This window comes from Nocardia wallacei (assembly GCF_029868745.1).
Classification (GTDB): domain Bacteria; phylum Actinomycetota; class Actinomycetes; order Mycobacteriales; family Mycobacteriaceae; genus Nocardia; species Nocardia wallacei_B.
Window position 1 is genome coordinate 1 of record NZ_JARWOP010000283.1, and the last position, 18,058, is coordinate 18,058.

Below are 18,058 nucleotides of genomic sequence, written 5' to 3' on the forward strand. Positions count from 1 at the left end.
CCGCGACGGTGCACCGATCGTGCTCTTGCACGGCGAACCGACCTGGGGATACCTGTGGCGGCATCTCGTCGGCCCGTTGTCGGGCACCCACCGCGTGGTCGTGGCCGACCACAAGGGCTTCGGCAAGAGCGCCCCCCCCCCCCGCCCGCCCCGCGCCCCCCGCCCCACTCCGCGCCCCCCCCCCCGGCGGGGGGCCCCCCCCCCCGGGCGGCGGGCGGGCCCCCGCTTCGTGTTTCAGGCCTGTTACCAGGCATTTGGCACTCTCTGGTACTTGTGTGCCAGACATTGTTTGCGTCATTCTCGGGTACTCACCAAGCAATGAACAGGCTCGGTGAGCACCCCGGGAGGCATCCATGCGCAGCAACGATCAGGTACTGGTCACGCCCTTCCAGGCGCAGGGCCTGCTACGGGGTTTTCTCATCGGCGGCCGCTGGCCCGACACCACCAAGGAGTGGGCACAGCTGCTGGTGCTCGCCGTGCGGGTCGCCAGCCTGCCCGGCCTGCTGTCCACCTCGACGGTCTTCGGCGCCCGCGAGGATCTGCCCGACGACCCGGATCCGGGCACCGTCGGCCTGGTGCTGGCCGAGGGTCCGGTGCTGGGCGACGAGGCCGTCGAGCCCGGCCGATTCGCCGAGCACGCGCCGCCCGCGCTGATCATGCTGCACCCGCCGTCGGAGACCAGGCCGTCCCTGCCGGAGTGCGCGGCGGCGGCTTCGGGTTGCGTACTGCTGCCCGGCGTCCCGCATCTGGGTCTGGAACATCGCGCCGCGTGGGTGGAGACGGAACTCGACGGCACGGTCACCACCATGGTGAGCCGAGTCGGCGTCGACCCGAACAGCGACCCCGACACCGCGGTGCTGGCCATGCTGCTCGCCGCCTGAATCGGGTCGGCTGCCGTCCCCGGACGGGTACCCTGCCGACCGTGGACGGGTACCCGAAAAGTTCGGCGTGGATCGCCAAACTTATTGCGCGCATTGCGATTTCGACGAAAGGGTGTTGGCGCGCCCCGGTAACTCAGGGTAGGCTTCTGGACAGCGAAGGGGAGTAGCCCCGAATCACGTGATCGACATACTGACCCGCGGCGGATATCGCGTCGGGGTCCGGGCACGTGAACCGGCTCCGTGCCGGTGGGCGAGACCTTCGGCCGACGACAAGACCAACCGAGCATTCGGATGCGTTGTCGGCTGAGGGCGCGCTCCGTCTTCGGCCGGCAGGCCGGAGACCTGGGAGCCGTTTCATGATCGCCACGATATTGCTGAGCTTCGGCGTGCTGTTCGTCGCCGAACTCGGCGACAAATCGCAGCTGATGGCGCTGACTTTCGCCCTGCGCTACCGGTGGTGGATCGTGCTGTCCGGCATCGCCGTCGCGAGCGTCGCGGTGAACCTGATCGCCACCGGCGTCGGGCATTTCCTCGGCGCCGCGCTGCCCACCGAGCTGATCGCGATCTGCACCGGTGTCATCCTGCTGACCGTCGGCCTGTGGACGCTGCGCGAGGCCCACACCGCCGGCGACGATTCGGAGGTGGCGCCCGAGGCCGCGGCGCAACCACCGGGACGGGCCTTCTTCGTCGTGGTCTCGGCCTTCCTGCTCGCCGAACTCGGCGACCGGACCATGTTCGCCACCGTCGCGCTGTCGTCCAACCACAGCTGGCTCGCGGTGTGGACCGGGTCGGTGCTCGGCATGGTCGCCGCCGGAGCGCTCGCCATCGCGATCGGCATCACCGTCGGCAAGCATCTGCCCGAACGACTGATCGCGATCGGATCGGGCCTGCTGTTCCTCTACATCGGCACCGCCACCCTGCTGTCCGCGCTGGCGCCGGACCTGGGCCGGGCCCCCGAACTGGCCCTCGCGACGGTCGCACCCGCGGTAGCCGGTGCGGTGCTGTGGGGACTCGCCCGGACCACCGCGCGCACCGCTGCGGAGAGCACACCCGACCATCTCGACACCCATCGTTGAGCGCGCCGCAAGCACATCGCTCGACAGCGACGGGTGAGGGCGCTACTCAGCCCGGGACAAGACCAGGCTGGGTGGCCGCGGCGGGAGCCGCGCCGAACAGGTCGCCGCTGCGGCGCACCAGTTCCAGCATCGGTTCGCGCAGTGCGTGCAGCCCGGCCGTGTCGTCGGCGGCGATGCGAGTCGTCACCATGGCGCTCAACGCGGACACCAGCGCCTGACACGCGAAACGCTGTGGCTCGGTCCGGGCGTCGAGCGTCTCGGCCAGCATCTCGACGAACGACTCCTGCAACAGGGCGCGGCGCGCGACCGCCCGCGGGCCCACGGCATACACCTCGACGAGATACAGCCGCGCGTAGGCGGGCTCGCTCGTCAGGCCGTCGAGATACGCGGTGAGCAGCACGCGCATCCGCTCCTCCAGCCCCGAGGCCGAATCCCGCAGCGCCCCAGCCGCTTCCGCGAGACGGTCCAGCAACAGCCGGACCGCCCGCTCGTAGGCCGCCTCGAAACAGTCCTCCTTGGAACGGAACTGCTCGTAGAAGGTCTCCCGGGACACCCCGGCCCGTTTGATGATCGCGGCCACCGACGTTCCCACGTAACCGTTCTCGGCCATCGCGTCGGCCATCGCGGTCAGGATGCGGTCGCGCTGCGCCGCGACCACCGTCGCCCGGGGCAGGCCGTGACGGCCGCGGGGCAGCTGACGAACGGTGCTGGCCGACTCTGGCATACCGACGACGGTAGCACCGGGGAACACCCCTGTTCACAAACGGTTCGGCGGCGGCCCCCGGCCGAATCGCCCGGAACGCCGGTTATGGTGCTTGTTGACGGAAGGCCAGCGAGGGCCGTCACAAACGAGAGGACCAAAACACCGTGGAGATTTCGGGATCCGCCGCAATCGTCACCGGAGCTGCGTCCGGCCTGGGCGCCGCGACCGCCGCGCGCTTCGCCGACCTGGGGGCCACCGTATTCGGGCTGGACCTGCAGCAGTCCATCGAGCGCGCCGGCGACAGCGTGCCGCCGGGCGTCACCCTGATTCCGACCGATGTCACCAGCGGCGACGAGGTGGCCGCCGCCGTCGCCACGGTCGTCGAGTCCGGCGTGCCGCCGCGCATCGTCGTGAACTGCGCCGGCGTCGGCTGGGCCGGCCGGATCCTGTCCAAGAACGGCCCGCACGATCTGGAGCTGTTCCGCACGGTCATCACCGTGAACCTGCTCGGCACCTTCAACGTGATGCGGCTGGCCTCCGACGCCATCGCCAAGACCGAGCCGGTCGACGAGTACGGCCAGCGCGGCGTCGTCATCAACACCGCGTCGGTGGCGGCCTTCGAGGGCCAGGTCGGCCAGATCGCCTATTCGGCGTCCAAGGGCGGCGTGGCGGGCATGACCATCCCGGCCGCCCGCGACCTGGCGCAGTTCGGCATCCGGGTGGACACCATCGCCCCCGGCATCATCGACACCCCGATGCTGGCCGGTGTCACCGAGGAGTACCGCAAGGGCCTGGAGGCGGGCGTGCCGTTCCCCTCGCGCCTGGGCCGCCCCGACGAGTACGCGCAGCTGGCGCAGTACATCGTCGAGCACGACTACCTCAACGGCGAGGTCTTCCGCATGGACGGCGCCCTGCGCATGGCGCCGCGCTGACGCGAGGCCGCGGACCGCGCCCGGCTGTCAGGAAGCGTCCGAGGCCGGGCGCAAACGGACCAGAACACGGCGGGTGCTGTCGATGGTGGCCTCGGCGACGGCCTTCGTCACGAAGTGGCCGACGGCGTTGACCAGGAACAGCACCACGATCGCGGCGGGAGCCCAGGACCAGCTGAGGGCCAGCAGGATGCGGTCGAAGGTGGTGTGCGGCTGCACCACCGGCTCCCAGCTGTTGAGCCGGGCCCACCGGCCCAGGAACACGCCGACCGCGCACGACAGGTGCAGGCCGAGCGTGACGGGCAGCCGATAACGGCCGAGCCCGCTCGCGTCCAGGAACCGGCCGACCTCGGCCAGGGCCAGATAGTAGGCCAGGAAGCCGGAGACGATGAACACCGTGTACAGCGGCAGCACGGTCGTCACCACCGGCCCGTCGCCGACCGCGTGGATGTCGTAGCGCAGGTGCACCAGATCGGTCACCACGTACGGCGCGTTGGGCAGGAACAGCACGAACAGCACCAGACCCGCCCACCAGAACGGCGACCGCGCCGCCGTCCCGGCCCCGCGGCCGGTGCGGAACACGAGCAACGCCAAGGCCACCGGGATCCACGCCAGCACGGAGTTCCAGGCCATCCAGAAGAAATCTCGACGAGCCACGTGCACCAGGCTCGCCCCCACCGAATCGAGCACATTCATACCTCCATGATGAGGTACGCACGGCGGTGCTCCGCGGGCCGAGCGGACAACCCAAGGCTCACGCCGCTCGACAACACAAGGCCCACACCGATTCACAGCACAAAGCCCACACCGTTATCGGTGTGGGCTTTGATGTGGTGGTCTGCGCTTACAGGGCGCGGACGCCGGAGGCCTGGGGGCCCTTCTTGCCCTGGGTGATCTCGAAGCTCACCTGCTGGCCCTCGTCGAGGCCGCGGTAGCCGCTGCCCTCGATCTCCGAGTAGTGGACGAACACGTCCGGGCCGCCCTCGTGCGCGATGAAGCCGTAGCCCTTCTCCGCGTTGAACCACTTCACGGTTCCCTGAACCATTTTCTTCTCCTGAAAGGGTTGTTGCCGGCGCCGCGGCTGCGGCGTCCGGGTCGCATCCAGACGGCGACTTGCAACTTGCCTGGCAAGGAGAAGCGACGCCCGCACAATGCTCCGCGCGAGCATGATGAACACGAACACACAAAAGATGCGACCATCTACAGTAACGCATCGGCACCGAAAAGGTTCCGGTGCCGGGGCGGCCATGACCAGGATCACAGCCGCCCCGAGCGGATCGGTCGGTCGGTTTACAGCGAGCGGGTGAGCCGCTCGGCCAGCACCTGAGCGAAGTGCGCCGGATCCTTCAGCTCGCCGCCCTCGGCCAAAACCGCCGTGCCGTACAGCAATTCGGCGGTCTGAGCGAGATCGGCGGACTTGTCGGCATCGGATCCGTGCTCGCCGTACGCGTCGCGCAGACCCGTGACCAGCGGATGACCCGGATTGAGTTCCAGGATGCGCTTGGTCTCCGGCAGCGCCTGGCCCGATGCCCGGTACATGCGCTCCAGCTGCGGGGTGAAGTCGAAGACGTCACCCACGACACACGCCGGTGAGGTGGTCAGGCGGCTCGACAGCCGCACCTCCTTCACGCTGTCGCTGAGCGTCTCCTGCATCCACTTCAGCACGTCGCCGAAGTCCTTCTCCTGCTGTTCGCGCAGCTGCTCGGAGGCCTTCTTCTCCTCCTCGCTCTCCAGATCCACCTCGCCCTTGGCGATGGACTGGAACTTCTTGCCGTCGAACTCCGGCACCGAGCCGACCCACATCTCGTCGACCGGATCGGTGAGAACCAGCACCTCGAGACCCTTGGCCTTGAACGCCTCCATGTGCGGCGAGTTCTCGATCTGCTGCCGGGACTCGCCGGTCATGTAGTAGATGGCGTCCTGGCCGTCCCGCATGCGCTCCACGTACTCCGCGAGCGTGGTCGGCTGCTCGTCAGAATGCGTGGAGGCGAAGGAGGAGACCTGCAGAATGGTCTCGCGGTTGTCGAAGTCCGACAGCAGGCCCTCCTTGAGGACGCGGCCGAACTCCTTCCAGAAGGTCGCGTACTTCGACTCGTCCTCGGATTTCTCGGACGCGGCGGACTGCATCTCCTTGATGGTCGACAGCACCTTGCGCACCAGGCGCTTGCGGATCATCTGGATCTGCCGGTCCTGCTGCAGGATCTCGCGCGAGACGTTGAGCGACAGGTCCTGCGCGTCCACCACGCCCTTGACGAAGCGCAGATACTCCGGCATCAGCTCTTCGCAGTTGTCCATGATGAACACGCGGCGGACGTAGAGCTGCACGCCGCGCTGGTGGTCACGCTGGAACAGATCGAACGGCGCGTGCGACGGAATGAACAGCAGCGCTTGATATTCGAAGGTGCCCTCGGCCTTGAGCGGGATGGTCTCCAGCGGATCGTCCCAGGCGTGCGAGACGTGCTTGTAGAACTCCTTGTACTCCTCCTCGGAGACCTCGCTCTTGGGCCGTGTCCACAGCGCCTTCTGCGAGTTGAGCGTCTGCTCCTCGAGGATCGTCTTCTCCTGCTTGTCCTCGCCCTCACCCTCGGTGACGGTCCGCTCCACCTGCATGCGGATCGGCCAGGCGATGAAATCGGAGTACTTCTTGACGATGTCGCGGAGCTTCCACTCCTGGGTGTAGTCGAAGAGGTGATCCTCTTCGTCGGCCGGCTTGAGGTGCAGCGACACCGCGGTGCCCGGCGGCGCCTCGTCCAGGGTTTCGATGGTGTAGGTGGAGCTGCCCGCGGCGGACTCCCACCGGGTGGCGGTCGTCTCGCCGGCGCGGCGGGTGGTCAGGATGACCTTGTCGGCCACCATGAAGGTCGAGTAGAAGCCGATACCGAACTGACCGATCAGTTCCTCGGCCTCGGTCTGCGACTTCTTGGCCTCCAGCAGTTGCCGGCGCATCTCGGCGGTGCCCGACTTGGCCAGAGTGCCGATCAGGTCCACCACCTCGGCCCGCGACATGCCGATGCCGTTGTCGCGGACGGTGAGGATCCGGTTCTCCTGGTCGACCTCCAGTTCGACGTGTAGATCCGAGGTGTCCACCTCGAGATCCTTGTCCCGGAACGACTCCAGGCGCAGTTTGTCCAGCGCATCGGAGGCGTTCGAGATCAATTCGCGGAGGAAAGTGTCCTTGTTCGAGTAGACCGAGTGGATCATCAGTTCCAGGAGCTGATGAGTCTCGGCCTGAAACTCCAGCTGTTCGACGTGCTCAGTCACGACCAGATATTACGACGGCCGCGCGGTCGACGGCACGGGGCTGGGTCCCCGGAAGTCGATCATGGCCGGGACCTCGGTCTCGGCGCTCCGCGCGCCGGGGCGGCGCGGCGACATCCACTCGCGCAGCGCGAGGGTGGCGCGCACGTCGTCCTCGTTGTATTCGAGCAGGCGGGTGCGCTGGGTGAGATCGGGTTCGCCGTCGTAGCCGACCGCGTGCCGGTACCAGCTCATCGACGCCTCGCCGCCGGCCTCCGGATCGCGCCAGGAGAACCCGGCCACGGGGGCGATCTTCTTCAGGCCCTTGCCGTTCGGGCAGATGAACTGTTCGGAGACGGCCTGGAACATGTCGACCCACTGCGGGCCGTCGACGAAATCGCGCACCTGGTGCTCGGTCGGCACGCCCGGCATGCCCGCGAACCGGCGGGCCGACTCGTAGAGCCATTTGTCCTCGGCGGTGCGCGAATAGCAATACGCCGCAAAGGTTTTCCCCGCCACCGCGGCCTCGGCGCGCACGCCCATCAGCCAGCCCCAGAACTCGGCGAAGGAGCGGGCCTCGTCGTTCGTGGGCAGCGGATCCCAGGTGACGAACGGGCGGTACACGCCGTCGAGCAGCGTGCCCCACAGGTAGGCGCCGTATTCCTGGAAGCTCTCCAGGTCGACGTCGACCTCCACGTCGGCGCGCTGCACGCGCACCTGTTCGAAACGGCGGACCAGCGGGGCGCCGGAGATCCAGGCGCGCGCGGTGACCACCGTCTCGGCGAAGGGCTCGTGCTGCCAGTCGTCCGGGTCGTCGCCCGTCCAGCTCGCCAGATCCTCGATGGTCTGCACGCCGTGGCGGCGCAGCAGTTCGGCGCGCGAGCCGGGGGCGACCAGGCTGACATCGCGATGCTCCGTCAACCAGCGCTCGCAGCTGGGGATCTCGGGCGCGGCGGAACGGCTCCACCACGGGCAGCGGCGGCATTCGGGCACCTTGGACGGGATCGTCGGCAGCTCGCCACGCACCACCCCGATGCGGTCGGCGTAGCGGCGGTCGTACTCGTCGAGCAGCGGGCCCAGCTCGTGCACCAGGATGCGGTCGAAGTGGTAGCCGATCGCGCCGCCGACCAGCGCCGGGCCGGCCAGGCCGTGGCGCTGGAGCATGCGGTAGAGATGGGCCAGCCGCTGCTGGTCGCGCGGCTGGGTGCGGACCCGGACGTGCCGGTCCGGCTGGGGATCCCAGCGGTACAGGTCCGAGGTCAGCGGGTGGTGGTCGGCCGGGTCGGGCTGGCGTGGGTCGGTGACCTTGTGGTTCACCACGATCACCGGGATGTAGCCGCCGCGGTCGGTATCGCGCAGCAGGATCTCCGAGCCGCCGCGCCGACCGGTCTCCGGCTCCTGCGGCAGCAGCGCGCCCCAGATGCGCCCCGCGCCCTCGGCACAGGCGCGCAGGGTGGCCGCGGCGCGCTCGGCGGCCGGGAGCGTGGGATCGATGACGACCCAGCCGTCGGGATCGGCCGACACCAGGGTGTCGCGCACGTGTGCGCGATGCGCCACCGCCGCCTCGCGGCGCTGCTTGATTCCCGCGTCCTCGGCCACGCCCGTCAGCACCTCGGGATGAGTGGCCTCCAGCAGCAACCGGTGCCGGCAACCGATCAGCGCCCGCGCGTCGACGTAGGCCACCCGCTGTCTTTCGACAGGGCTTGCGGCGGAACGTGTTTCCCGCTCCACGCCCGGCGCGACCGCCCGCGCCCCGGGCACCGCGGCCCCCCGCCGCTCGGCGCTCCCGCCGTCGTCATCGCGACCGTTCCGATCGCCGCTGCCCGAATACACGTAAGCAGTATGGTCCAGACCCCCGACACCCTCGCGAACCGCACCGCACGCGCGGTCTCGAACCGGCGCTCGGCGATCGGGCGCCGCGTGCCCTCGCAGGCGGTCACACCGACCGGTTAGGGTTGGCGCAAACTGTGTGTGCATCGAAAGACACGGCAGGTAGCGGCTGCCTGTGCGGACTGGCATTACTACATGGAGGGCCTTCGGATGGGGTTGTTCACCAAGCGCAAGGGGCGGGCGGACCGCAAGGCCGAGGCGAAAGCCCTCAAGCACAAGGCCGCCCTGGAGGCCAAGCTCGGCGCCCGCAACGAACGCAAGCGCAACCGCGCCGAGATCCGCGCCCAGCGCGATGTCGCCAAACAGCAGATCGCGACGCTGAAGGCAGAAGAGAAGGCCGCGTTGAAGAAAGCCGAGAAGGCCGAGCGCGACCTGCTGTCGGCCGGTCAGGTCAAGAAGTATCTGGGTGTGGCCCGAGTGCTGATCCCGGTGCTGGCCCCGTTGGCCTATCGCGCCGCGACATTCGTCCGCGGGCAGCTCGACACCCGCCGGGCGCACCGGCTGGGCATCGGACTCGATCAACTCACCGACTTCAGCGGGCACGGCGCGAAGCTGCAGGCGCGCGTCGCCAATGCCGAAGCGGCACTCGACAAGATCGCGGCCAAGGGCAACGACGATGACGACGCCGGAAAGTTCGTCACCGCCACCCGTGATCGCCTGGAGAGCCTGACCGCCGCCGTCCGCACCGCCGAACAGATGCCGCCCCAGCGCCGCCGCGCCGTGCACACCTCCATCTCCCACGAACTGTCCGGCATCGAGGCCGACGTCCTCGCACGCCTCGGCGTTCACTGACTCCGACCCCGCCCATGCTCCACCCCGGTCCGCCTCCACCCCGGCCGGTGGGTTCCGCACCCACGGGCCGGATTCGCGGCACGCTGACCGGTGCGGCCGTCGCGGTGCTGGCGGTGGCCGCGCACGGGGCCGCCGGGGGCGGCTATCCGGGGTCGACCTCATCGATGCTGCTGGTGCTCGCGGCGGCGGTGATCGGCACGCTCACCGGAGTTCGGCGGACGACCGGAACTCGCGGTCGCGCATGGCTTTTCGCCATGCTGGTGGGCGGGCAGCTCGCCGGGCACGTGGCGCTCACCGCGGCCGTCGGTCACGACCACGGTGCGGCAACCCGCGAAAACTCCCCTGCCGCGGACTTTTTCGGCGGCGAGATCCCCTTGCCGTCGAGCTGGATGCTGCTCGCGCACGTGCTCGGGGCGCTGCTGTGCGCGGTGCTGATCGCCGCCGCCGAGCGGCTGTATCGCGCTGTCTCGCAAGCCGTCCGGAGCAGCACGAGCGTGCCGTGCCCGCCGCCCGTGGCGCGCGCGGCCCGCTGGCCCGGCGCGACGACCCGGACGTATCGCTTTCTCCGTCCCGGCGCGATCGGTGCGCGCGCGCCGCCGGTGTGGGCCTGACCAGCCGACACTCATTCCCTCACCGAGAAAGTCTTTCGCATGTCCACACTCTCGCGGATCTCGCGCGCCCTCGTCGCGGCCGGCGCCGCCACCGGACTGGCCCTGCTGGCCACCGGCACCGCGGCCGCACACGTCACGGCCGACGCGCCCGGCGCCAAGCAGGGCGGCTACGCCGTCGTCACCTTCCGGGTCCCGACCGAATCGGCGACCGCGGCCACCACCGGCCTGACCGTCAAGCTGCCCGGCCTGAGTTCGGCGCGCACCGAACCGCTGCCGGGCTGGAGCACCCGGATCGACAAGAACGACCAGAACCAGATCGTGGCCGTCACCTGGACCGCCGACCCCGGTAATCCCGGCGTGAACGCCACTCAGTTCCAGCGCTTCGTGCTCGCCGTCGGACCGCTGCCCGCGCAGGACACGGTGAGCTTCCCCGCCGCCCAGACCTACAGCGACGGCAAGGTCGTCGAGTGGAACCAGCCGATGGGCCCCGACGGCGCCGAGCCGGAACACCCCGCCCCTGAGATCGCCCTCGCCGCAAGCGGTTCCGGTGACGCGCACGGCGTCACGGCGGGCGACAGCGACGACGACGAGCACGAGACCGACGACACGGCACGCTGGCTCGGCGGCATCGGCCTCGCCCTCGGCGCGGTCGGCGCGCTGCTCGGGCTGGGCGCCCTGCTCCGAGGCCGGCGGTCGTGATCCGGCGGCTGCTCACCGGCGTCGTGGCCGCCCTGCTGTTGGGCGGCCTGGCCGCGCTGAGCGCCGGTCCGGCCGCCGCACATTCCGCGGTGATCGCCACCGATCCGGCCGACGGCGCGCAGCTCGCCGCCGGACCGGCCCGCGTCTCCCTCACCTTCAACGAGAATCTACAGCCGAGTTTCCCGTCGCTGACGGTCGTCGGGCCGGACGGAAACCGCTGGGACAAGGGACAACCCGAGGTGAACGGGCCCGCCGTCAGCGTCGCGGTGGGCGAGCTGGGACCGGCCGGGCAGTACACGATCGCGTACCGGGTCACCTCCGCCGACGGCCACCCGGTCAGCGGCACCCGGACCTTCACCCTGACCACGCCCGGCAACGGCGCCCCCGGCGCGAAGGCCGGTGCGGCGAGCGAGTCCGGCGACGGCGAGTCCGGCGGAATTCCGGTGTGGGTGTTCATCGTCGCCGCGGTCGTGATCCTGGGCGGGGTGCTGGCGGTGCTGCTGCTCGGCCGCGGGAGCGCCCGCAGACAGCAGTGAGCAAGGCGACCGGCGGCAGTTCGACCGCCCTGCGGGCGGCGCTGCTGCTGGTCGTTCCCGCGGCGCTGCTCGGCGCGGCACTGGCGTGGGCGCTGGCCGCATCGGATCCGGTGCAGTCCGAGGCGCCGGTGCGCGCGCTGGCCGACTGCGCCGGCGCGGTGGTTCTCGGCCTGGCCGCCCTGCCCCGGCTGCACGACCGGCTGCGGCCGCCGTGGCGGCTCGCGGCCGGAATCGGCGGGCTCTGGGCCGCAACGGAATTCGCGGTGCTCGCGTGCGAGGCCGCGCAGGTGGTCGGCGTCCCGGTGCTGCGATTGCGGATAGGGCAGTTCGGCGACTATCTCGCGCATATCAGCGGCGGACAGGTCGGCATCGCGATCCTGATCGGCACCTGCTCGATCACCGGCTACTGCACCCTGGCCTATCGGCGGCCGCGGCACGCCACCGCCGATCTGGTGGTGGTGTTCGCGGCGGTCGCGCTGGTGCTGCGGCCGATCACCGGGCACATGTCGCAGCAGGCGTTCGGCTCGGTGCTGGCCGCGGGGCACGCGCTGGCCGCGGCGGTCTGGTTCGGGCTGCTGCTGGCGCTGGCGCTGGTGACCCGCACCCGCGGCGAGTGGGCGGTGGTACTGCCGCGCTACTCGGCGTGGGCACTGCCCGCACTGGCGGTGGTGACGGTGACCGGCGTGTGTAACGGCCTGGTCCGGCTGGGCGGGCTGAGCCCGCTGCTCGACACCGGCTACGGCCGCATCCTGCTGGCCAAGACGGCGCTGCTGGCCGGACTGCTGGCGCTGGGCTGGTGGTGGCGTCGCCGCTGGGTGCCGCTCGCCGGTGACCACCGCATGACCGCCGAATCCTCGCTGCGCCGAGCGATTTTCGAGGTGGTGACGATGGCGGTGGTGTTCGGGCTGGCGGCCTCCCTGGCCGTGACCGCGTAACGTGGCAAGCTGGCATCCGTGACCGAATCAGCACACCATGTCGCGACAGCCGACCTGGCCGACGAGATCGGCCCCGACATTCGCAGCTGCGATACCCAGTTCACGCAGTTCGGCGGCCGCGAGGCCTTCGCCGGGCGCATCGTCACCATTCGATGCTTCCAGGACAACCTGCTGGTCAAGCAGACGCTGAGCGAACCCGGCGCAGGCCGGGTGCTGGTGGTCGACGGCGGCGCCAGTGTGCACACCGCGCTGGTCGGCGACATCATCGCCGGTCGCGGCGTGGACAACGGCTGGTCCGGCGTCGTGGTCCACGGCGCGGTGCGCGACTCGGCGATCCTGCGCACCCTCGACATCGGCGTCAAGGCACTGGGCACCAATCCGCGCAAGAGCACCCAGACCGGTGCGGGCGAGCGCGACGTACCGGTCGAGTTCGGCGGCGTCACCTTCGTGCCCGGCGAGATGCTCTACAGCGATGCCGACGGCATCGTGGTCCGGGCCGAGCCGTAAGCGCAACTGCGCCACTGTCGCAGTTGCGTCAGGGGTTGACCACGCGGGCCTCGTGTCCCGCCAGCGCGACCACGTCGCCCGCGTGCAACTGACGCCCGCGACGTAACTCGACCTCGTCGTTGACGCGAACCAGGCCGGAGGCTATGACCGTCTTCGCCTCCGAGCCGGTATCGATGAGATTGGCCAGCTTGAGAAACTGCCCGAGCCGAATGACTTCGTCATCGATCGGTACATCGACTGGATCCGACATGCATACATCATTACCTTTCCGATCCGGTGTGACGCATCCCGGGCTCACGGCACGGACATGCCCGGCTACGTTCTGTGCACGAGCGCGGACAACATTCACACTGATTCGGTGACTTCGACGCAGGACCGGCAACACCAGGACACCGAGCACAGACCGCGGTCGCCGGAGGTGCCGCATCGCGGGCACGGGCGGTTGCGCGAGGTGCCCCACATCGTCGGTCTCGTCCTGGGCGTGTTCGCCGTCCTGTGCGGATTGTGGAGTATCTCCCCCGGCCTACGCTTCATCACCCAGGTCCCGCGGCGCTACCTCGACGCCTACTACTTCGACGCCCCCGACACCAGCCTGGTGTGGGCGCTGATCGTCGGCCTGCTGGCCGGCGCCACCGCCAGCCGCAAGCGCGTCGCGTGGTGGCTGCTGGTCATCTACATGGCGTTGCTGGCGCTGGCCAACGCGCTCGAATTCGCCGACGAGGGCAATGTTCACGATCTCGTCGCGCTCGTGGTGCACGCCCTGGTGATCGGCCTGCTGGTCGCCGCGTGGTCGGAGTTCTACACCCACGTGCGGCGCGGCGCGGCGTGGCGGGCGCTCGGCGTGCTGGCCGGTGGGCTGGCGATCGGATGCCTGGTCGGCTGGGGACTGGTGGAGCTGTTCCCGGGCACCCTGCCGCGCGGCGCCGAACGCCCGCTGTGGGCGATCTCCCGGGTGACGGCGACGATCCTGGTCAGCAACGACAATTTCGACGGTCATCCGCCGCACCTGGTCAACCTGCTGCTCGGCTTCTTCGGTTTCCTCGCCCTGATGGCCGCGGTCGTCGTGCTGTTCCGTTCGCAGCGCGCCGAGAACGCCATGACCGGACCTGACGAGTCGGCGCTGCGCGGGCTGCTGGAACGTTCGGACGTGGAGGATTCGCTCGGCTACTTCGCCACCCGCCGCGACAAGGCGGTGGTGTTCGCGCCGAGCGGCAAGGCGGCGCTCACCTATCGCGTGGAGTTGGGCGTCTGCCTGGCCTCCGGCGATCCGATCGGGGTCCGCGAGGCCTGGCCGCAGGCGATCGACGCCTGGCTGCGGCTGGCCGACCAGTACGGCTGGGCGCCCGCGGTCATGGGCGCGAGCGAACAGGGCGCCACCGCCTACCGGCGGGCGGGTCTCTCGGCCCTGCGCCTGGGTGACGAGGCCATCCTCGACACCCGCTCGTTCTCGCTGGCCGGACCGGAGCTGAAGCAGGTCCGCCAGGCCGGGAACCGGCTGCTCAAGCAGGGTTTCTCGGTGCGCATCCGCCGCCACGGCGAACTCACCCCCGACGAGACCGAGCAGATGATCTCGCGCGCCGACGCCTGGCGCGACACCGAGACCGAACGCGGCTTCTCGATGGCGCTGGGCCGCCTCGGCGATCCGCTGGACGGCTGCTGCTTGCTGGTCGAGGCGGTGGACAAGCAGGGCCGGGTGTGGGGCCTGCTGTCGCTGGTGCCGTGGGGGCGCACGGGGGTGTCGCTGGATGTGATGCGACGTGATCCCAAGGGCCCCAACGGGGTCATGGAACTGATGATCTCGCAGCTGGCCCTCAGCTCCGGGCAGTACGGCATCACCCGGGTGTCGCTGAATTTCGCGGTCTTCCGCTCGGTGTTCGAGGAGGGCGGGCGGATCGGCGCCGGGCCCGTGCTGCGGCTGTGGCGCAGTGTGCTGATGTTCTTCTCGCGCTGGTGGCAGCTGGAGGCGCTGTACCGGTCCAACGTGAAATACCAGCCGCAGTGGGTGCCGCGGTTCTTCCTGTTCGAGGACCGCCGCCAACTGCCCCGCGTCGCGATGGCCAGCGCGCTGGCCGAGGGCTTCCTGCCGCGCTTCGGCAAGCAACCGGATGCCATGGCGCACACCGGCTTACATTCGGCGGTGCCGCCGATGGTCACCGGCCTGCACGCCGACGGCAGCCCGCCCGAACTCCCGCCCGCCGAACTCGAGCAGGCCGCGCGGCGGCCCGAACAGGTGCGGGTCCGGATGGACAAGGTGCAGCGGCTGGAGACCGCGGGCGTGGACGCCTATCCGGTCGCCTATCCCCCGACCCACACCGTGGCCGCGGCCCGGCGCTCGCCCAAGGGCACCACGGTGCGAGTGTGCGGGCGGCTGTTACGGATTCGCGACTACGGCGGGGTGATCTTCGCGGTGCTGCGCGACTGGTCCGACGACATCCAACTGGTCATCGATCGCGGCCGGGTGGGCGCCGACCGGGCCACCGATTTCGACGAGTACTTCGATCTCGGCGACCTGATCGAGGTCAGCGGCCAGGTCGGGCACAGCCGCCGCGGCGAGCTGTCGCTGCTGGCCCAGGACTGGCGGATGATCGGCAAGTGCCTGCATCCGCTGCCGGACAAGTGGAAGGGCCTCGCCGATCCCGAGGCGCGGGTGCGGCGGCGCTACGTCGACATGGCGGTCAACACCGAGGCCCGCGAGGTGCTGGCCAAGCGCAGCGCGGTGGTGCGGTCACTGCGGGACACGTTGCACGGCTGGGGTTTTCTCGAGGTGGAGACGCCGGTGCTGCAGCAGGTGCACGGCGGCGCCAATGCCACGCCGTTCACCACCCACATCAACGCCTACGACCTCGACCTGTATCTGCGCATCGCGCCGGAGCTCTACCTGAAGCGGCTGTGCGTCGGCGGCATGGAGAAGGTGTTCGAGCTGGGCCGGGTGTTCCGCAACGAGGGTGTGGATTACAGCCACAACCCGGAGTTCACGATCCTGGAAGCCTATGAGGCGCACAGCGATTACGAGCGGATGATGCACGCCTGCCGGCAGCTGATCCAGGAGGCGGCGGTGGCCGCCAACGGGAAATGCGTCGCGCTGCGGCCGGGGCCGGACGGCGCCCTGACCGAGGTGGACATCTCCGGCGACTGGCCGGTCAAGACGGTGCACGGCGCCATCTCGGCGGCCATCGGCGAGACGATCGGCCCCGACACCGAGGCGGAACGGCTGCGCACGCTGTGCGACAAGGCCGACGTGCCGTACCAATTCGGCTGGGACGCCGGGCAGATCGTGCTGGAGATGTACGAACACCTGGTCGAGGACCGCACCGAGGAACCCACGTTCTACATCGACTTCCCCACCTCGGTGTCGCCGCTGACCCGCGCCCACCGTGCCATCCCGGGCGTGGCCGAACGCTGGGACCTGGTGGCCTGGGGCGTGGAGCTTGGCACCGCCTACAGCGAGCTGACCAATCCGATCGAACAGCGCCGCCGCCTCACCGAGCAGTCGCTGCTGGCCGCCGGCGGCGACCCCGAGGCGATGGAACTGGACGAGGAATTCCTGCAGGCGCTGGAATTCGCCATGCCCCCGACCGGTGGTCTCGGCGTCGGCGTGGACCGGGTGGTCATGCTGATCACCGGCCGCAGCATCCGCGAAACCCTGCCCTTCCCCCTGGTGAAACCGCGGGGCTGAGCCGCCGTGCCCGCTGCCCGCCCGGTACGGCAGAGTAGGACGGGTGCAGCTTGTTCTCGTACGTCATGCCCAGCCGGAGCGGGTGTTCACCACGTCCGGCCCGGCCGATCCGGAACTCACGGAGTTGGGCGCCGCGCAGGCGGCGCGGGTGCCGGACGTGCTGGCCCGGATGGAGGGCGGGCCGCACCGTGTCACCCGCGTGGTCAGCAGTCCGCAGCGCCGCGCCGTGGCGACGGCCGTTCCGACGGCGGAGAAGCTGGGACTCGCGGTCGAGACCGTCGACAACCTCGCCGAGTACGACCGCGACCTGCCCGTGTACATCCCGATCGAGGACGCGCGCCGGGAGTTCCGGGCCACCTACGACCGCATCAAATCCGGGTATCTGCCCGAGCAGATCGACGGCCCGGCGTTCATCGGCCGGGTGCTGGAATCGGTCGATCGGCTCGTCTCGGCCGCCGACCGCTCCGACACGGTGGTCGTCTTCGCGCACGGCGGCGTGATCAACGTGCTGCTGCAGGACGTGCTGGGCCTGGCGCGCCCGCTGACCTTCCCGATCGACTACTGCTCGATCACCCGAATCCTGTACTCGCGCACGGGCACCCGGACCGCGGCCACCGTCAACGAGAACGGGCACGTCTGGGACCTGTTGCCGCGCAATCTCGCCGGCGGGGCCTGAAACTCCCAGGAAACTGCCAGTCGGGTCGGATTCCGGTCTCAGCAACGACACGTTCGATGGGATCTCGTGGGCCGTGCGCTCGTGGCGGCTCATGTTCCTAGAGAAAGGCATTCCGTTGCTCTCAACCAGGAAGTCAACCCGTTCCCGGCGCGCCGTCGCCCGGGTCGCCGTCGCCGGTGCGCTGGCCGCAGTGCCGATCGCCGCGGTGGCGGTTCCGGCCTTCGCCGACGCGCCCGCGGCCGGCGACGTCGATTGGCCGCAGCACCACGGCGACGGCCATCACCACCGCCACCACGGACCGGGCGACGGTCCCGGCCGGCCGGGTCCGGGTGGTCCCGGCCCGTTCCACCCCGGCCCCGACGGCCCGCAGCTACCGCCCACCGGCTCCTTCGGCTGACCACCGCACAGTTCCCGAGACGAGGGCCACTCCGCCACGGAGTGGCCCTTCGTGCGTTGTCGGCCCGCGCGTCGTGTCGGCGGGCGCGAGCGCTGTCCGTTCCCAGACGGTTGCCAGGCGGATCGCATTCCCGTCCCAGCCTCCGCGACTTCTATGGGAAGCGTGAACGCCGACCGCGGCGATTCATCTTCCGACAGAAAGAGATTGCGTTGTCGAACACCGCGAACACCTCGTCCACCAAGCCGGCCCGCGCTCGCGGCCGGGTGATCCGCGTCGCCGCCGCGGGCGCCCTGGCCGCCGTCTCCCTGACGGCCGTCGCAGTCCCGGCCTTCGCCGCCACCACCGACGCGGACGCGACCGCCACCTCGATCGCCTGGCAACCGGACGGCCAGCGCCCGCCGGGCGACCAGGACCATCGCAACGACGGTGACCACCGCGGCGACGACCGGCGCGGCCCCGACGGCGACAACCGACGACCCGATACCCCGAACCAGAACCCGTTCCCGGGAGTGC

Annotated in this window: 20 protein-coding genes; 14 read left to right on the top strand and 6 right to left on the bottom strand. The window is 70.0% G+C overall.

Going from position 1 to position 18,058, the window contains the following annotated elements; all coding sequences use genetic code 11:
* Window positions 1-19 precede the first annotated feature (19 nt).
* From QH470_RS25635 to QH470_RS25645, 3 genes are all read left to right on the top strand, one after another.
* Window positions 20-322, top strand: a complete 303-nt coding sequence (locus QH470_RS25635; RefSeq protein WP_425302779.1) for an alpha/beta fold hydrolase — start codon at window positions 20-22, stop codon at window positions 320-322.
* 31 nt (window positions 323-353) lie between these two features.
* A complete protein-coding gene (locus QH470_RS25640; protein WP_280274904.1) occupies window positions 354-881 on the top strand; it encodes a peptidase in 528 nt (175 codons plus the stop codon).
* A gap of 356 nt (window positions 882-1,237) precedes the next feature.
* A complete protein-coding gene (locus QH470_RS25645) occupies window positions 1,238-1,957 on the top strand; it encodes a TMEM165/GDT1 family protein (protein ID WP_280274905.1) in 720 nt (239 codons plus the stop codon).
* 46 nt (window positions 1,958-2,003) lie between these two features.
* On the opposite strand, the gene QH470_RS25650 is transcribed toward QH470_RS25645, so the two are convergent.
* Window positions 2,004-2,681 carry a TetR/AcrR family transcriptional regulator gene (locus QH470_RS25650; protein ID WP_280274906.1) on the bottom strand — a complete coding sequence of 226 codons (678 nt, stop codon included), beginning with the start codon at window positions 2,679-2,681 and terminating at the stop codon, window positions 2,004-2,006.
* A 143-nt stretch (window positions 2,682-2,824) separates the two neighbouring features.
* On the opposite strand from QH470_RS25650, the gene QH470_RS25655 reads away from it, so the two are divergent.
* The gene (locus tag QH470_RS25655; RefSeq protein WP_280274907.1) at window positions 2,825-3,592 is read left to right on the top strand and encodes an SDR family NAD(P)-dependent oxidoreductase; all 768 of its coding nucleotides are present in this window, start codon (window positions 2,825-2,827) and stop codon (window positions 3,590-3,592) included.
* Window positions 3,593-3,619: 27 nt separating this feature from the next.
* On the opposite strand, the gene QH470_RS25660 is transcribed toward QH470_RS25655, so the two are convergent.
* The 4 genes from QH470_RS25660 to QH470_RS25675 all read right to left on the bottom strand — a co-directional run bounded on the left by QH470_RS25660 (window position 3,620) and on the right by QH470_RS25675 (window position 8,659).
* Window positions 3,620-4,285: a DUF1361 domain-containing protein gene (locus QH470_RS25660; RefSeq protein WP_280274908.1), complete on the bottom strand. Its 666-nt coding sequence runs from the start codon at window positions 4,283-4,285 to the stop codon at window positions 3,620-3,622.
* Window positions 4,286-4,433: 148 nt separating this feature from the next.
* The gene (locus tag QH470_RS25665) at window positions 4,434-4,634 is read right to left on the bottom strand and encodes a cold-shock protein (RefSeq protein ID WP_024801330.1); all 201 of its coding nucleotides are present in this window, start codon (window positions 4,632-4,634) and stop codon (window positions 4,434-4,436) included.
* A 245-nt stretch (window positions 4,635-4,879) separates the two neighbouring features.
* The gene (htpG, locus tag QH470_RS25670; RefSeq protein ID WP_280274909.1) at window positions 4,880-6,850 is read right to left on the bottom strand and encodes a molecular chaperone HtpG; all 1,971 of its coding nucleotides are present in this window, start codon (window positions 6,848-6,850) and stop codon (window positions 4,880-4,882) included.
* Window positions 6,851-6,859: 9 nt separating this feature from the next.
* Entirely contained in the window at window positions 6,860-8,659 is a 1,800-nt protein-coding gene (locus QH470_RS25675; RefSeq protein WP_280274910.1) for a TM0106 family RecB-like putative nuclease, read from the bottom strand.
* 207 nt (window positions 8,660-8,866) lie between these two features.
* Between QH470_RS25675 and QH470_RS25680 the strand changes: the two genes are divergently transcribed.
* Genes QH470_RS25680 through rraA form a run of 6 tightly spaced genes read left to right on the top strand, consistent with a single transcriptional unit; the run spans window position 8,867 to window position 12,796 of the window.
* Window positions 8,867-9,508: a DUF6474 family protein gene (locus QH470_RS25680; protein ID WP_280274911.1), complete on the top strand. Its 642-nt coding sequence runs from the start codon at window positions 8,867-8,869 to the stop codon at window positions 9,506-9,508.
* A gap of 47 nt (window positions 9,509-9,555) precedes the next feature.
* Window positions 9,556-10,119 (top strand): hypothetical protein, encoded by a 564-nt coding sequence (locus QH470_RS25685; RefSeq protein WP_280274912.1) that lies wholly within the window; start codon window positions 9,556-9,558, stop codon window positions 10,117-10,119.
* 39 nt (window positions 10,120-10,158) lie between these two features.
* Window positions 10,159-10,818, top strand: coding sequence for a YcnI family protein (locus tag QH470_RS25690; protein WP_280274913.1), 660 nt, complete (start codon window positions 10,159-10,161; stop codon window positions 10,816-10,818).
* On the top strand, window positions 10,818-11,354 hold the full coding sequence (locus QH470_RS25695; protein ID WP_425302780.1) for a copper resistance CopC family protein: 537 nt from the start codon (window positions 10,818-10,820) through the stop codon (window positions 11,352-11,354). The genes QH470_RS25690 and QH470_RS25695 overlap by 1 nt, the downstream gene beginning before the upstream one ends.
* A complete protein-coding gene (locus QH470_RS25700) occupies window positions 11,351-12,289 on the top strand; it encodes a CopD family protein (RefSeq protein ID WP_280274915.1) in 939 nt (312 codons plus the stop codon). Before QH470_RS25695 ends, QH470_RS25700 begins: the two co-directional genes overlap by 4 nt.
* A gap of 18 nt (window positions 12,290-12,307) precedes the next feature.
* Window positions 12,308-12,796 (top strand): ribonuclease E activity regulator RraA, encoded by a 489-nt coding sequence (gene rraA, locus QH470_RS25705; protein ID WP_280274916.1) that lies wholly within the window; start codon window positions 12,308-12,310, stop codon window positions 12,794-12,796.
* A 28-nt stretch (window positions 12,797-12,824) separates the two neighbouring features.
* On the opposite strand, the gene QH470_RS25710 is transcribed toward rraA, so the two are convergent.
* Entirely contained in the window at window positions 12,825-13,046 is a 222-nt protein-coding gene (locus QH470_RS25710) for an RNA-binding S4 domain-containing protein (protein WP_280274917.1), read from the bottom strand.
* 108 nt (window positions 13,047-13,154) lie between these two features.
* On the opposite strand from QH470_RS25710, the gene lysX reads away from it, so the two are divergent.
* The 4 genes from lysX to QH470_RS25730 form a co-directional block, all read left to right on the top strand.
* The gene (gene lysX, locus QH470_RS25715) at window positions 13,155-16,472 is read left to right on the top strand and encodes a bifunctional lysylphosphatidylglycerol synthetase/lysine--tRNA ligase LysX (RefSeq protein ID WP_425302778.1); all 3,318 of its coding nucleotides are present in this window, start codon (window positions 13,155-13,157) and stop codon (window positions 16,470-16,472) included.
* A 43-nt stretch (window positions 16,473-16,515) separates the two neighbouring features.
* On the top strand, window positions 16,516-17,148 hold the full coding sequence (locus tag QH470_RS25720; RefSeq protein WP_280274918.1) for a histidine phosphatase family protein: 633 nt from the start codon (window positions 16,516-16,518) through the stop codon (window positions 17,146-17,148).
* 115 nt (window positions 17,149-17,263) lie between these two features.
* Window positions 17,264-17,545 (top strand): hypothetical protein, encoded by a 282-nt coding sequence (locus QH470_RS25725; protein ID WP_280274919.1) that lies wholly within the window; start codon window positions 17,264-17,266, stop codon window positions 17,543-17,545.
* A 209-nt stretch (window positions 17,546-17,754) separates the two neighbouring features.
* Window positions 17,755-18,058, top strand: a 304-nt coding sequence (locus tag QH470_RS25730; RefSeq protein ID WP_280274920.1) for a hypothetical protein, incomplete at its 3' end; no start/stop codon positions are given.

Excerpts from the sequence above, each read along its gene's own strand:
- QH470_RS25640 (WP_280274904.1), top strand. The coding sequence starts at position 354 with ATGCGCAGCAACGATCAGGTACTGGTCACGCCCTTCCAGGCGCAGGGC.
- QH470_RS25645 (WP_280274905.1), top strand. The coding sequence starts at position 1,238 with ATGATCGCCACGATATTGCTGAGCTTCGGCGTGCTGTTCGTCGCCGAA.
- QH470_RS25650 (WP_280274906.1), bottom strand. The coding sequence starts at position 2,681 with ATGCCAGAGTCGGCCAGCACCGTTCGTCAGCTGCCCCGCGGCCGTCAC.
- QH470_RS25660 (WP_280274908.1), bottom strand. The coding sequence starts at position 4,285 with ATGAATGTGCTCGATTCGGTGGGGGCGAGCCTGGTGCACGTGGCTCGT.
- QH470_RS25665 (WP_024801330.1), bottom strand. The coding sequence starts at position 4,634 with ATGGTTCAGGGAACCGTGAAGTGGTTCAACGCGGAGAAGGGCTACGGC.
- QH470_RS25680 (WP_280274911.1), top strand. The coding sequence starts at position 8,867 with ATGGGGTTGTTCACCAAGCGCAAGGGGCGGGCGGACCGCAAGGCCGAG.
- QH470_RS25690 (WP_280274913.1), top strand. The coding sequence starts at position 10,159 with ATGTCCACACTCTCGCGGATCTCGCGCGCCCTCGTCGCGGCCGGCGCC.
- QH470_RS25710 (WP_280274917.1), bottom strand. The coding sequence starts at position 13,046 with ATGTCGGATCCAGTCGATGTACCGATCGATGACGAAGTCATTCGGCTC.